Here is a 14,671-nt window from a genome sequence, read left to right on the forward strand (position 1 = left end):
AAATACATTTAATTTATCACATGAGCGTTCGTGCCCTGTTTCGTGCTGCTAAAGTAGCAGATGCTTCTTCTCCCTATGACACCATTCATCTCAAAGTTTTCTATCCCGCTCGCATGTCGGGTGACGAGCGCGAACGGAATTTAGGAATCGTTCCTGCCGATCCCAACCAGTCTCCTTTTAAAATTGTTATCTTCTTTAGCGGTATTAACTGCGGTGCGGAACTATATCAATGGCTGGCAGTAAATTTAGCTAAACGGGGACTGGTTGTAGTTACCTTTAATTGGATTGCTCAAAATATACCCGGAATGGTTGCCGTGACACCTGGTGTCGATCTCAAGGCGTTGTCTCCTGATATCTACGGCACTATTCCTACGTCTTCAGCTTTACCCACGCTATTACAAGTGTTAGAAGATTTGCAATCTGAGGGAGTTTTGGCTGGCTTACTGGACTTAGACAGTATGGTTCTGGGTGGGCATTCGGCTGGGGGTAGGGTAGCAATTGAAAATGCCAAGCCTCAGTTTTTTCCCCAAGTGGTAGCTGCTTTTGCTTATGCGGCACATACAGCAGCAACGGTACAGTTGGGATACGAACCAGGTAGAATTTTGCCTCTAGCCGATAGTCTACGGTTATTGTCGATCGCAGGAACTAATGATGGCGTAATTGCCGAGAGTAGCCATCGCTACGGAGTAACTTGGGAACGAGCGACAACTCCAGTAGAGCGAACTTTCCAAGAAGCGATCGCTGGAGGTAGAGATGATAGTTATTTACTCTTGTTAGAAGAAGCCAACCATTTTACGATCGCCTATCCTTTCGATGCTACTACGGGTAGACCTTTTCTCGACTCTCCCATAACACGCTCGCCAGAGCTGCTGAGAAATTTCATCGCCAAAACTATTGGGTTATTTATCGACGCTCACGTTCGTTCCCAACCCCAAGCGTTGTCAGCACTCAACCAACTGTTAGAATCGAGTCATCCTGCGATCGCTCATATAGAACGAAAATAGTTAAAGCTTTCAAAACCTTAATTATTGGCAATAGCTCGGGCGATCGATCGCTTTCAGTCAGACTCAAGTCAATCTCAGTATCTTTCTACCGCAACTTTCAGCATAAAATGAACTAAAACATACTCAAAAAATTAAACCCGCTAGATGTTCGGCAAGCAACACGATACCTAGAAAAATAACGAGGTAACGGGTCAAGCCAAGCTTTTGCTCTAGCTTTTCGAGAAATTCTCTATTGGTTATAAACAAATTTTTTAAATATATATGATGCTCTTGATTTTGTCTTTCTACTTGCTTTTCAATTGCTCGATGCAGAGGATTAGAGGCATTGGTCAGTTCTAACATCTCATTTAAACCTATTTGAACTTGTTCGTTGACGCGGTCTTGAAAGATTTCTAATCCTTGGCGAAATTCGGTTTTGATGCTTTCGATCTGGAATTCTAATTCATCAAAAAGCTCTTGGCGGTTGAGCGAATTAATTTGAGCGTACTTTTCCTCTAGCTGAGATAAATTGTCAAGATGTTGAATTTCTAATTGAGATAAAAACTTTGAGGTCGATCGTTGCTCTTTAATTAAATCAGAAAACGATTTTTCAAATAGCCCTGGTCCGAGTTGAAAATAACCCCGTTGAATCTGATGAATGGTATTTAGTAGTTCTTTGGTAGAAGTATTTTTAGATACATAACCTTTAGCTCCAGCTTCTATGGCAGCATTAATATATGCTAAATCGTCATGGGAGCTAAAAATGATAACTTTAATTTTGGGAAAACGTTGACTGACCTTACTCGTTAGGGTAATTCCGTCCATCTCAGGCATCTCTATGTCAACCAGAATAATGTCTACCTGCTCGTTTTCGAGATATTTTAAAGCCTCGATGCCATTATTAACTTGACCGGCAATTTCAAATTTGTCTTCCTTTTCCAAGAGAGTTTGAAGAGCTTGTCTAACGAAGTTTAGGTCGTCTATGATTAAGATGCGAGACATTAATTTTTATATTAATTAATTAAACGAACTAAAATAGGCTGATGAAGCTTGATATACTACCTCACAAATATAGCAAATTACTTAATAAATTAATAGTAAAAAATTTAATTTTTTGAACTGTATATTTCTCTACAATAATTTCACCATAATCGCTCGCTAAAGGGATAATTTGCCACAGCTTTAAAACTTAGGAGCAATAAGCTAGTTGTTAGCTTTTCTCCAATTTTCTTCGGGTTTGACACCCAGTTTTTTAATATCGGTTAATTTTACAATAAGATAATTGCAGAGCCAATACTTTACTTAATATTTTTAATATTTTTTGGCTAGAGTTATTAATTATTAAATAAGCTTAATCCCACGGCTATTTCATTCTAAAAATGCTCAAAATGCGCGTACTTACATTTTGAGGGTTGGCAACGATTCGTGAGTGTGACTAGTTTAATTAAAAAGTAGTCCGGGAATTTATTTTAGAACAATTATCTGGCTCGGCATCTTTAAGATCGTCCTGTCAATGCGAAACTTCTACCAAGCAAGAACGGCTATAATAAGGCTCATGGTCGTCTGGAAAAATGAAGGGAGAGTATTGCCGCCGTGCCAGAAGGAGAGGCAGGTTAGAGTAATACGATCTGGGGTTGCGACTCTCATCCATGTGAAGTCAGAACGAAAGTTTTGCCACGCAGATGAAGTACATATAAATTAAAGCAGGGAGCATGACTAAATCGCCGCGAAGAATTCTAATTGTTGACGATATTGGTGAAAGTTCCGAAGAATATAAGCACCAACTCAACCAAGATGCCAACTTTGCTTGCCAGATTTCGATCGAACCCTACAATATTCAAACTTTTGCCTTTTGTTACTCTCAGCAGCTCGATGGAATTATCCTAGACCTTCATTCTTCTCATGGTGATTCCCTCAACTTTCTGAGTCAACTAAAGAAACACCTAGGAGAGAATTGTCCTCCGATAGTGGTCGTTGGTAGCGATGATGCTGAAGTCGCAGTACGGGCATTTAAAAACGGGGCGACGGATTATTTGATCGGAGACAGAATAAGCCCCGACGATCTGCGTTTGGCAATCAGACGTGCCATTGAGAGTGCTCAGTTAAAAGGAAAACTCCAGCGCGATTGGGCACAGTTTCAAATCTCTGTCGAGAATATGATGGACTGTTTTGGTATTTTTTCCTCCCTGCGGGATGAGTCAGGGCAGATTGAGGACTTTCGGATCGATTATCTTAATGAAGCAGCCTGTGAAAATAATTGCATGAAGAAAGAAATGCAGCTTGGTCGAGGGTTATGTGAGTTGCTACCCAACCATCGCGAGTCGGGGCTATTTGACAAATACTGTCGGCTGGTGAAAACCGGAAAACCCTTAATTGAAGAATCTTTGGTTTATGAAGATACCTATGGCGAACAACGATTGGTGCGGGCGTTTGATATTCGGGCAACTAAGTTTGAGGATGGTTTTGTTGCCTCTTGGCGGGATGTCACCTCTCGCAAGCGTTTGGAGTTGGAGTTAAACCAAACGGTAAACCAACTGCGTCAGGAGCAAAACCGACTGCAACGGCTAATTAATACTGCCCCCATTGGCATTGGGATTGGCTCGGTAAATGGTGAGGTCAAGATGATTAACGATGCCATGCTCCGTTTGCACGGGCTAACGCGGGAGGAATTTGAGCAAGCAGGTATGAATTGGCGGCAGTTTATTCCCCCCGAAGAAGTTGACCGAACGGAGAGGGAAATGGCACAGTTTCGGGAACAGGGCTTTGTCCCTTCGCGGGAAAAGTTGCTGTTGCGCCGAGATGGAACCAGAGTTCCTGTTTGGATTAGTGGGATACGTTGGCTCGAGGGGACTGACGAGCATGTATCCTATGCGGTGGACTTAACCCAGCTAAAGCAAACTGAAGCAGCCTTACGCCAGAGTGAAGACCGCCTTCGCATGGCAATTGAGTCCGCCCAATTGGGAACGTGGGACTGGAATCTCGTCACCGAGCGACTGATTTGGGATAAGGGATGCAAAGCTATGTTTGGCTTACCCGCCGATGTGGAAGTGACAATTGAAACCTTTTATGCAGGACTGCACCCAGAAGATCGCGATCGTCTCGAGAAATTAGTACGAGCATCCCTTAATCCAGAAGGTAACGGCAACTACGATACCGAATATCGCACTATCGGCATCCAAGACGGTATTGAACGTTGGATTGCAGCCAAAGGACAAGTTTATTTTGATGGTAAGGGAACGCCTTTACGCTTTGTGGGAACAGTGCTGAATATCACTGAGCAAAAACAAGCCCAAGCTTTACGCGAACGGCTATTAAAACGGGAACAAGCTGCCCGAGAAGAAGCCGAACATGCTAACCACCTTAAAGATGAATTTCTTGCAATTCTTTCCCACGAGTTGCGAACTCCCCTCAATCCGATTTTAGGATGGGCAAATCTGTTACAAAGTGGTAAATTTAGCGAAACGCAAACCAATACAGCTCTGGCGACCATCGAACGCAATGCCCGGTTGCAGTCGCAACTCATTGATGACTTGCTTGATGTTGCCCGTATTCTGCGGGGAAAACTGGTAATCAAGGAGAAAGCGACGGATCTCGCCCAGGTAATCGAAAATGCTCTGGATACGCTTAGAACAGCCGCCGAAGTAAAATCCATCTCCCTAGAGGCAGATTTACCCTCAATTGGGCAAATATCTGGTGATGCTGCCCGACTCCAGCAAATTGTCTGGAACTTGCTAACCAATGCCATTAAATTTACTCCCAGGGGTGGACGGGTAAAAGTTTGCCTCAAACGAGTAGAGAATCAAGCTCAAGTGACTGTCAGCGATACCGGGAAGGGGATTAGTGCCGAATTTCTTCCCCAAATCTTTGAATCGTTCCGTCAGCAGGATGTTTCCATTAACCGTCAGTTTGGGGGACTAGGTTTGGGACTCGCCATTGTCCGCTATTTGGTAAAGGCGCATCAGGGAACTATTACCGCCCACAGCCCCGGAGAAGGGCAAGGAGCGACCTTTACCGTTTCCTTCCCCTTACTCAATCTCCAACTAGAGAACCGCCAAGGAGAGGAGCCTAAGGGGTCAGATATCGATCTGACGGGGGTTCGTGTCCTCGCAGTGGATGATGAACCTGATGCGCGGGAGGTGTTAGCAGCGTCTTTGACTCACTACGGTGCGGAGGTGACAGTGGCAACCTCGGCAATGGAAGCCTTGGAAATTTTCGAGGCGTTTCAACCCGATGTACTCGTTAGTGATATCGGGATGCCGGAGGTGGATGGCTATAGCCTCATAGAAAAGATTCGTGCCCTCCCTCCCGAAAAAGGTGGAGAAGTGAACGCGATCGCGCTGACGGCTTATGCTAGAGAAGAAAACCGTCAACAGGCTTTAACGAGTGGTTATCAAGCCCACATTGCCAAACCCCTCGAACCCGCAGCCTTCGTGCAACTCGTGGCGGAATTGTCTTGAGGGTAGAACCTCGCTCTCCCACACCGATAAACGTGAAAATAAAACAGCCCTGGCTTAATCCAAGCTTTATTTTATTAGTATTTTTTATATTTTTTATTAGTATTTTTTATATTTTTTATTAGTATTTTTTATATTTTTGCTCGCCATAAATAAATTTGACCTTGCCAATCTCCGGAAACAAACATCTTGCCATCGGAACTAATAGTTAAAGCTCCAATATAATCTCTGTGTTCTGCTAAAGTATTTAGAAGAGTACCCGTTTTTAAGTTCCATACTCTAACTGTTTTATCCCAACTACCGCTCACTAAAGTTCGAGAATCGGCGGACAGTTCCACCTGCCAAACCCCATCGGTATGACCTTCTAAAGTATCGATCGCTCGATGGGTATCTAGATTCCACAACTTAATCGTGCCGTCGCCGCTACCGCTAACTAAATTTTTGCCATCGGCACTAATATCTAGAGCCAAAACAGCTAGAGAATGACCGGGCAAAGTAGCCTGCAAATCACCTCCAGCTACATCCCACAGACGAATGATTCCGTCTTGTCCCCCACTAGCCAAAGTTTTGCCGTCGGGAGAAAGGGCGATCGCATTAACTACCCAACCATGACCTTCAAAAATTTTATCTGTTTTACCAGTACTAATCTGCCACTGGCGAATAGTCCCATCCCAACTACTGCTAAATAAAGTATTATCGTCAGTACCAAAAACTAGATCGGTAATTGCTCCCCTATGTCCTTTAAGGATATGAAGCAACTGACCTCCAGCTAAATCCCAGATAAAAATCGTGCCATCTTCGCCACCAGTCGCCAACATCTTACCATTCTCAGCCAGGGCGATGGCATTAACAGAGGATTGATGGGCTTGCCAACTCGATAAGTGCTTGCCCGTTGCCGAGTGCCAAATGTCAATCTTGCCCGCGCTACTACCGCTGATAACTGTTTGACTCAAATCGTTATAAACTAGAGCGTCGATCCCACTAGCTAGACTGATTTTAGCTAGAGTGTAGTTACCCGAATCAACCCGTTGCTCTGCGTTCGGAGACGATGTAGTGGTAGTATGATGATTTTCGCCACCCCGCCACTGCAAATAGGTATCGATCGCAATTCCCGAAGCAATGGCGCGATTGCTGCTTTCATCTAATCTCACTAAACCATTAATTCCAATTAATTTACCCGCGGCATTTAAAATTGCTCCGCCACTCATTCCCGCCCGTACTAGATTAGTGTAGGTTAGAGTGTAACCAAATGTTAGTGAGGAGTCGGTCTGGCGAATTTCTCCGCTAGTAAGCTTAAAAATTGGCTGTCTGAGACTGCCTCCCGAGCGCGGCCAACCTGCAACATAAATAGTTTCTCCAACAGATGGCAGTGAGTTGTCTATGGCTGCAACGGTATAGTTGTTGTTGCTAGTAAACGAGAGTAAAGCCAAATCTAGATTGGGAATGATGGTGCGATCGCCAATCTGATGGCTGACACCATCGGCGGTAATCGCCTGATAATTATCGCTTTGGCTGACGACGTGAGCGTTGGTTAAGATAGTAAATTTGTTACTATCGCGACTTATAATAACTCCGCTACCGCGATTGGATTGACCGACGATTTGTACTGTAATTGGTCTGGCGATCGCTTGAGGTGTAGCAGCGACCAGTGGCGATCGCCCAGACAACGGGATCGGGCTAATAGTTACGATGATGCCTAAAGTCGAAAAAGAATAAAAATTATACACTTTAATATGTACTGATTTGACTGATAACTACAAATATTAATAATGCTCCCAAAAGTAACTTTAGCTTTAGTTTGGATTGGTTTTATCGTTTATGCTTTTACTTTTGCTCCTCCCCAACAACCAGACACTTTCGCTCTGATTACCGCTTTGGCTACGGGTAACTGGGAAGGAATCAATCCTTTAGTTATCGCCCTATTCAATATTATGGGCATTTTGCCGGCGGTTTACGCCTGTATTTTGCTAATAGACGGGCGGGGACAAAAAATTATGGCGGCACCTTTTGTTCTGTTGTCTTTTGGAGTGGGAATTTTTGCGCTGCTGCCCTATTTCGTGTTGCGTCAACCCAATCCCGTCTGGAAAGGCGAGAAAAACTGGTTACTAAAAATTGTCGATTCTCGCATTTTGGCAATTATTTTAGCTTTAAGCGCGATCGCCATTCTAGTTTTGGGCTTTACTCAGGGTAATTGGACGGATTTTGTCAGGCAATGGCAAACCAGTAGATTCATTCACGTTATGAGTTTAGATTACTGCTTGCTGTGTCTGTTTTTTCCCGTAGTAATTAAAGACGACTTAGAGCGGCGCGGCATCTACAACCGGGGAATTTTTTGGACGATTACTTCGCTCCCTTTACTGGGAACTTTGGTCTATTTGTGCCTTCGTCCCCCCTTACCTTCCGGTAACGAAACATCAGTTACCCATAATCAGAAACCGAAAGCGATCGAGCAATCCTGACTCGGTGTTGTTGGCTACAGTCATCTAGATATTGTGTCTGCTAACAATAATATTATGGGCGTTTGCCTGTTTGAGTATATAAAAATACCGACCGAAGTACATGAAACCCAAAATCATTGTCTGTGGCTTGGGACGCACTGGATACAAAATTTATAGTTTGTTGAGGCAGCAAGGAGCGGAAGTAGTAGGTATCAGCGATCGCTCGATAACTACCCGTCCCAATGAAACTATCGTGGTTGGCGATCCACGAGCGGCTACTACTTTAATACAGGCAGGGATCAAACAGGCGCAAACTTTAGTTCTGGCTAATAATGACGATGCCCTCAATTTGGCAATACTCACCCAAGCTAGAACGATCGCGCCTCGAATTCGCATCATCAATCGCTTATTCAATCAAACTTTGGGCGAACGCCTCGATATCACTCTATCAAATCACTTCAGTATGAGCGTTGCCGCTTTAGCGGCACCGATTTTTACCTTTGCCGCTTTTGGCGATCGCGCGATCGGACAGCTCAAGCTATTCAATCGCACTTGGCCGATTCGAGAAGAAATTATTGACAGCAATCATCCCTGGTTGGGTAGACAAATAGCCGAACTGTGGGACAATCCCCATCGGATGCTAATTTATTATCTACCTGCTAAAAGTGAAATCGATTTAGTTTCGGCAATAAATCAAAAAAAAGTTCTCGAAGTAGGCGATCGCCTGATTGTGGGAACTAGACCTACAGTAAGAGTCAGGAGAAACTCTTGGCGGCAAAGAATAGTTAAAGCAGTTTCCAATTTGCCTCAATATCAACGTCATGCTCGACCCGTCGCTTTAGTCAGTCTATCTTTATTAGGAGTTGTAGTTTTAGCCACGGCTGTTTACATGAGCGTCAACTTTAACATTTCTCTAGCTGACGCACTCTACTTCTCTGTAGGAATGATTACGGGGGCTGGAGGTAAAGAGGAAGTTGCCGAATACGCTTCCGATACGATTAAAATTTTTACCGCCATGATGATGGTAGTCGGTGCGGGAGTCATCGGCATTTGCTACGCACTGATCAACGATTTTATTTTGGGAAGTCGTCTCAAACAAGCCTGGGATGCGGCGAGAGTTCCCACTCGCAACCACTATATCGTCTGTGGTTTGGGTGGGATTGGAATCCAAATCGCCCGTCAACTTCACCAGCAGGGACATGAGTTAGTGGCGATCGAGCGAGATCCCAACAATCGCTACATGCACAGTGCTCGTTCTCTGGGGATTCCCGTAATTATCGAAGATGCCAGTCTAGCAGCTACCCTTAAAGCCGCTAATATCCAACGAGCCAAGACTTTAATCGCGGTTACTAGCAGCGATACTGCCAATCTAGAAATTTCCCTAACTGCTAAAGCGATCGCCCCTTATCTGAGAACCATCGTTCGCAGCTACGATCCTCAGTTCGCTCAATCGATGCAGGAAGTGTTTGAATTTGACTGTGTTCTATCGCCGATAGATTTGGCAACCCATTCTTTTGCGGCGGCGGCTTTGGGAGGCAGAATCTTAGGCAATGGTATGACTCAAGATTTACTCTGGGTAGCTCTGGCAACCATGATTACCCCCAGACATCCTTTCTGCCGTCAAGCTGTGGGTACAGTTGCCACCAAAGCTGATTTCGTGCCCTTATATTTAGAAAGAAAGGGAAGAACCATTCATGGCTGGCAACTACTCGAAACTTTTTTAGTTCCTCAGGATGTTTTGTACTTGACTATGCCTGCTAGCGGTTTAGACCAACTATGGCGGATTCCACCCTCGGAAGAGTTGTCCTTAGATCGTGCCTTACTCTAACCTCACACAATGGAGAGTCTATCTTGGTGCACGTTCGGTAGGTGAGCAAAGCGAGTTTCCGACTTGCTCCGCAACCACCAGGGTCGTACCGCTAAACTAGACATAGGGCAGATTTACTGAAAAAAGGGATTATTTTCAGCTTACTATTTGTCCTCTTTCTTATCCCGAACTCAGGTTACTTTAATAAAGCTTGACCGCTTTGAAATAATTCCCGTGCGTAATCCGTCCAAGTACCCTGTCCCCAATAGCGAAAACAACTGGTTTCTAATAACAGGACATAAAGTAATGCTTCTTGATACTCGCGACTTTTGGTAATTTCAGGCTCTTCAGCTACTAGAGAATCGTATTTGGCGTGAAACATGGCACTGAGTTGATTCATCGGTTCGAGAACATTTTCGTAACCTTTAACCCAGCTTAAATCGTTCGTCCAAGAGGCACCATCCATGTGAAATTGATGGTCGGTAGCGGTCAGTTCTTCTATAGCTTTGCCGACTGCTTCTGGTGTAGCTGCATCAGAAGAGACTTTTTGCCAGATTTTGTGTTGCCCTACTGCCTGACAAACAGGATAATCTTCGGGGTTGACCCCTGCAGCTTCAATTAATTCGATGTATTCCGTACCGTTAAGTCCGACCACATCGCTATTATCTTTGATGTCATACCAAACAGGTTGAAAATCACGGGCATATTCGTTCATCATTACTCCGCCATTTTCTCCATCGGCTATTTGAGTGACGCAACTGGGTACGGTAACATTGCCAATTTGCTGTCTATCTCTGCCTTTGGCTTCGTGATATGGTTGCATCTGAGCGACTAACTTAGTATCGGAACCCTGAGTTTTGATTAGAGCAGTAATGCTAATGGTTTCGCCATGAGAATTGCGGGCGACGAGGCGATTGGGAAGATACTTGTCATCGTGATGCAGTGCCGAACCGTCTGGTCTTTCGACAGAGTGTTCTTGCACTAGCAGCCAGCGATAGCCACATTCTTTTAAGGCTTTGATATATTCGTATAAAGTATCGGGATTGTTGGGTAGGTGCATTTCTGGGGGCGAGAATCCCTTGACCCGTTGTAGGGCATCGTAACCAAAAATTGCTGCAAAATATTGTTGCCAAGCTTGAATGTGAAGTTTGATGTCGGGAATGGGAGTAGAAGGAATTACCGCATGACTCCACATCGTCCCCAACCATTCGACATAAGGCTGATATTGAGGATCGCAGGTAATCTTTTTCAAATTATCGAGAATATGGTTGCGTCCCATTTGCTCGATTCCCCAGAGTAAGTTACCAGAGTAATCCAACATGATGCGAGGATTGCAGCCATTACTTACTAGTTCTGGAATCCAATCTCCCATACGGCTGTAGCACCAGGCAAAAACACTGGCGTTGTGATTATCTCCTTCACCCTGATGCTCGAACATATATTGGAGGTTGGAAATTAATTCGCCGTTTGCTCCTGCGGGAATAGTAGGCTGGTGCATATGTAGGGCGCAAGCAAAGCTAGCTTTAATTTTGTCTGGGTTAATCTTGCTGTTGGATAGAAAAACTGGTCGATCGCTGTTTACTAGGGAAGCAATTTCTCTTTCCCAACCGCAAATATTGGGTAAGCCGTGACGAGATGTTTCTAGAGAATCGGAAGTTGTTAGGGCGATCGCCATATGACTGTCCTTTAATTAATTACTGTTTGATGGCTATCATTTTATATCTAATAATTCAGTTGCGTTCAAACCGGTGTAATATCTAATGCACCTGACGGGCGATTTATGAATTGCCTCTAGTGGTCGAGCGCCACTTACCAATTTTTTTTCTAATATTAGGTGTAGTTAATATTCCCTGGCTAGGACTAAATAAAAACGCCAACGAGAAAAATCCAAAAACAACTAAAACTATGGCAGCACCAGAGGGTAAATCGCCATAGTAACTGATATACATCCCGCTAATACTAGCAACCGCACCAATTATCGCTCCTAGAATCATCATTTGCTGTAGTTCTCTAACCAGTAGATAGGCGGTAATTGCCGGTCCTACTAACAAGGACATGACCAGTAAAACTCCTACAGTCTGCATACTGGCAACTATGGTTAAAGTTATCGCACAAACCAAACCTAAATAAAGTAGATTGCACGGCAAACCACAAGCTCTAGCACCGAGAGGATCGAAAGTATAAAATTCTAATTCTTTATAAAATAGTCTGGTTAACAACACGATAATTGCCGTAATCATTCCCGTATACCAGACATCGCTGGGAGTAACTCCCAAAATATCCCCGAATAAAAGAGCTTCGAGATCGATACTATTAGTTTGCAGAGTAGTAATTAAAATGACTCCTAAAGCTAAAAACGTAGTTAAAGTCAGTGCCATCGCTGCATCTACTTTAATCTGCGATCGCTTTTCGATTACTATTACCAGTAAGGCACTCAAAATTCCGGCGATAAATGCCCCAACCGCTACATTAATCTCTAGAAAAAATGAGATCGCCATACCGGGTAAAACGGCATGAGAAATTACGCCACTCATCATTCCCATCTGCTGTAAGATGAGATAGCTTCCTACTACGGCACTGAGAATTCCTAAGAGAAAGCCAATAGCGATCGCTTGCCGCATAAATTCAAAGCTTAGTGGTTCGATTAGCCAAGTAAATAACACTATAAGTAAAAAAATAAAATGACACGATCGAGTCGAGCTGATAAGTTTGCTAGTAGTTAGTGGTTAGTAGTAGCAGTTTGCAGCAACTTAATAAGTTTTAACATTGTTGTCTTTAGTTTGCCCTAGCTACTTAGTTGTCAATGGTTAATGGTTAATTCCTCTTGGCAGCGAGCGCAAATCGGGAACCCATAGGCTTGCTGTAGATTTTCTTCTTTTAATACCTCTTCTCGTTTGCCCGAGGAAATTAGGTAACGGTTTAATAATAATAGTCGGTCGTAGTTATTGAGAGTTTCCCCCAAATCGTGGCTGATAATCAATAAAGTTTTCTCTCTTGCTTTTAGTTCGTCAAAAACATCAAACATAATCGCTTCAGTTTGGCGATCGATATTATTAAACGGTTCGTCGAAAAAAAATAAATCCGCTTCCTGAGCGATCGCTCTGGCTAAAAAGACTCGTTGTTGTTGTCCTCCCGAAAGTTCTCCGATCTGACGCTGGCGATATTGCCACATTCCCACTCTTTCTAAAGCTTGGCGAACGATTAACTCAGAAGCAACTGAAGGCTTTCGCAACCAACCCGTGCGCACGATTCGCCCCATCATTACCACCTTTTCTACAGTAACGGGATAATCCCAGTCGATTTGCGATCGCTGAGGCACATACGCCACTCGCTTTAGCTGTTTTTTTAGAGGACGAGAACCAAATTTAACCCATCCCTGGGCGATGGGTACGAGCCCTAATATGGCTTTAACCAAAGTACTTTTGCCCGCTCCATTAGGTCCCAATAGCCCTACTGTTTGTCCCGGCTGGAGTTGGAAGGATACTCTCTCGATAGCTAGAGTACGACGGTAATTAACGGTGAGGTTGCAGACTTCTAGCATTAGTGTTGTCCGAGCAAAAAATTTAGGATTAAAATCATTATTATTCTATAATAAGAATCATTATCATTCTAATTTAGCGAGTGGTAAATAAAAGCTTAGTGGAGTCAAGTATATTGATGTGGGGACAAATATCTAGCAAAAGCATCTTGGGTATTGCTTTATTGGGAATCACCGGTTTGACTGGTTGTAGCTTCAATCGCAACTCCAAAGCCGCTTTGACCCAAGAAAAGCCAACTGTAGTAGCAACTCACAGTATTATTTGTAATTTTGTCGAAACCATTGCCAAAGCTAGTTTAGATTTAACTTGTTTGGTGGATGGCTCTCAAGATCCCCACACCTATCGTCCTACACCCGGCGATCGCCAAGCTCTCGAACGGGCACAATTAATTCTCTACGGAGGTTACCAACTAGAACCTCAAATTATCGGCTTAGTGGAAACCACAGCAACAGCAGCCCCTAAAATTGCCGTTTATGAAACTGCAGTCACAGAACCAATTCTTGCCGAACACCACCACCATGAAGATGAAGAACATCGCGAAGAAGAACATCGCGAACCTATTTCAGAAACCGAAGCATCTCAACCGACGATAACTGGTAATTTAGCTCCCGAAACCAACACTACCGAAAAACCTCCAAGCGAACCAGAAACGGAAACATTACCAGCAGATCCCCATGTTTGGCACGACGTCGAGAATGCGGTGGCAATCCTAAAAACAATTCAAACAGCTTTGACTCAGCTCAGTCCCAGTAATGCCGCTCTTTATTTACAAAATAGCGTTGCCCTAGAAGATCGACTCCGGCAACTTAACATCTGGATTGAAGAGCAAATAGCTACTATTCCCGAAGCACAAAAAATTCTGGTTACCGTTCATGATTCTTTTAACTATTATGTTAATGCTTATGAGTTTAAAGATTACTTAAGTCTCCAAGGTTTGAGTGATGCAGAAACTCCCACTGCCTCACAACTGAGAGAATTAGCAATTCAAGTTCGACAGCAAGAAATACCGACAATTTTTGCCGAATCTACTGCTAGCGATCGCGTTATCGCTAGTGTCGCTCGCGAAGCTGGAGTTAATCTCGCCGAATCGAGATTGTTTGCTGATGGCTTGGGAGAAGCTGATAGCTACATTGAGATTATGGTTGCTAATACTTGTACCATTGTCAATGGTTTAGGAGGTAATTGCCGTCCGTTAGAAAATTAAATTTGGATGGAGTATAGATAACTAATATGAAATACTTGAATGTTTGCTCCAAATGACTAAAGTGGTTGCAGTCAATAATTTCTTGTGCCTCCTCCAGGCACGGAGCGTACAAGCTGTGGAGGAAACCTCTAGAGTCAGCTCCTTGTTTATGCCGCCCGTCGCTCTGCTCGATCGGTTTTATGTGTAGCATTCTTTTTGAGATTTCATATAACCTACAGAAATCGACTTTTCTTGGCGATCGCCAAG

General features: G+C 43.8%; 10 protein-coding genes. 5 read left to right on the plus strand and 5 right to left on the minus strand.

What is annotated here, in order from left to right; translation table 11 throughout:
* Positions 1-20: 20 nt before the first annotated feature.
* A complete protein-coding gene (locus ACLFKQ_RS00695) occupies positions 21-1,004 on the plus strand; it encodes an alpha/beta hydrolase family protein (RefSeq protein WP_448998019.1) in 984 nt (327 codons plus the stop codon).
* A 123-nt stretch (positions 1,005-1,127) separates the two neighbouring features.
* Here the strand turns inward: ACLFKQ_RS00695 and ACLFKQ_RS00700 are convergent, their stop codons facing one another.
* Positions 1,128-1,985 (minus strand): response regulator, encoded by an 858-nt coding sequence (locus tag ACLFKQ_RS00700; protein ID WP_448998020.1) that lies wholly within the window; start codon positions 1,983-1,985, stop codon positions 1,128-1,130.
* Between the two features lie 710 nt (positions 1,986-2,695).
* Between ACLFKQ_RS00700 and ACLFKQ_RS00705 the strand changes: the two genes are divergently transcribed.
* Positions 2,696-5,440 (plus strand): hybrid sensor histidine kinase/response regulator, encoded by a 2,745-nt coding sequence (locus ACLFKQ_RS00705; RefSeq protein ID WP_448998021.1) that lies wholly within the window; start codon positions 2,696-2,698, stop codon positions 5,438-5,440.
* Between the two features lie 128 nt (positions 5,441-5,568).
* On the opposite strand, the gene ACLFKQ_RS00710 is transcribed toward ACLFKQ_RS00705, so the two are convergent.
* Positions 5,569-7,164, minus strand: a complete 1,596-nt coding sequence (locus ACLFKQ_RS00710) for a trypsin-like peptidase domain-containing protein (RefSeq protein WP_448998022.1) — start codon at positions 7,162-7,164, stop codon at positions 5,569-5,571.
* Positions 7,165-7,206: 42 nt separating this feature from the next.
* Here ACLFKQ_RS00710 and ACLFKQ_RS00715 point away from each other — a divergent pair, with 42 nt between their 5' ends.
* Both ACLFKQ_RS00715 and ACLFKQ_RS00720 read left to right on the plus strand, forming a co-directional pair.
* On the plus strand, positions 7,207-7,896 hold the full coding sequence (locus ACLFKQ_RS00715) for a DUF2834 domain-containing protein (protein WP_448998023.1): 690 nt from the start codon (positions 7,207-7,209) through the stop codon (positions 7,894-7,896).
* A gap of 100 nt (positions 7,897-7,996) precedes the next feature.
* Entirely contained in the window at positions 7,997-9,703 is a 1,707-nt protein-coding gene (locus tag ACLFKQ_RS00720; RefSeq protein ID WP_448998024.1) for a potassium channel family protein, read from the plus strand.
* A gap of 175 nt (positions 9,704-9,878) precedes the next feature.
* Here ACLFKQ_RS00720 and ACLFKQ_RS00725 read toward each other — a convergent pair whose 3' ends face one another.
* The 3 genes from ACLFKQ_RS00725 to ACLFKQ_RS00735 form a co-directional block, all read right to left on the minus strand.
* The gene (locus tag ACLFKQ_RS00725) at positions 9,879-11,357 is read right to left on the minus strand and encodes a glycosyl hydrolase family 57 (protein WP_448998025.1); all 1,479 of its coding nucleotides are present in this window, start codon (positions 11,355-11,357) and stop codon (positions 9,879-9,881) included.
* 103 nt (positions 11,358-11,460) lie between these two features.
* Entirely contained in the window at positions 11,461-12,303 is an 843-nt protein-coding gene (locus ACLFKQ_RS00730; protein ID WP_448999423.1) for a metal ABC transporter permease, read from the minus strand.
* Between the two features lie 179 nt (positions 12,304-12,482).
* The gene (locus ACLFKQ_RS00735) at positions 12,483-13,223 is read right to left on the minus strand and encodes a metal ABC transporter ATP-binding protein (protein WP_448998026.1); all 741 of its coding nucleotides are present in this window, start codon (positions 13,221-13,223) and stop codon (positions 12,483-12,485) included.
* A 116-nt stretch (positions 13,224-13,339) separates the two neighbouring features.
* Between ACLFKQ_RS00735 and ACLFKQ_RS00740 the strand changes: the two genes are divergently transcribed.
* A complete protein-coding gene (locus tag ACLFKQ_RS00740) occupies positions 13,340-14,425 on the plus strand; it encodes a metal ABC transporter solute-binding protein, Zn/Mn family (protein WP_448998027.1) in 1,086 nt (361 codons plus the stop codon).
* Positions 14,426-14,671: the final 246 nt, after the last annotated feature.

Source organism: Myxosarcina sp. GI1(2024) (assembly GCF_053543375.1).